Annotated in this window: 1 protein-coding gene; it reads right to left on the minus strand. The window is 68.4% G+C overall.

Annotated features, from left to right (window positions below):
- A partial coding sequence (locus MOV74_RS40175) for a circularly permuted type 2 ATP-grasp protein (RefSeq protein WP_246933105.1) occupies positions 1–512 on the minus strand: 512 nt, incomplete at both ends.

A 512-nucleotide genomic window follows, 5' to 3' on the forward strand; every position in this document is an offset into this window, starting at 1 on the left:
CACCAGGTCGCGATGTGCGGCATCTTCAGCTCCTCGCCAAGCAGGCGGCGGCTGAGCGCCGGCAGGAAGCCGAGCAGCGCCCGCGCCTCCAGTACGCCCGAGCCCGGCATGTTGGCGACGACAACGCCGTCCTTGCGCAGCACGTCGATCAGGCCGGGGACGCCGAGATGCGAGGAGGCATCGAGCTCGAGCGGATCGAGCGAATTGGAATCGACGCGGCGGAGCAGCACGTCGAGGCGCTTCAACCCGGCGACCGTGCGGATGTGGATACGGTTGTCGCTGACCGCGAGATCGTCGCCCTCGACCAGGAGGAAACCGAGATAGCGCGCCAGCGTCGCGTGCTCGAAATAGGTCTCGCTGAAGCTGCCGGGGGTCAGCACGCCGATCCTGGGCTCGTCGCGGTCGGCGCGCGCGCGCAGGCTGTCGCGGAAGGCCTCGAAGAATGGCGCGACGCGCGGCACGTTCATCGACTTGTAGAGGTCGGAGAAGGCGCGCGAGAGCACCAGACGGTT

Origin of the sequence: Bradyrhizobium sp. SHOUNA76 (assembly GCF_023006445.1) — a bacterium.
Taxonomy (GTDB): Bacteria; Pseudomonadota; Alphaproteobacteria; order Rhizobiales; family Xanthobacteraceae; genus Bradyrhizobium.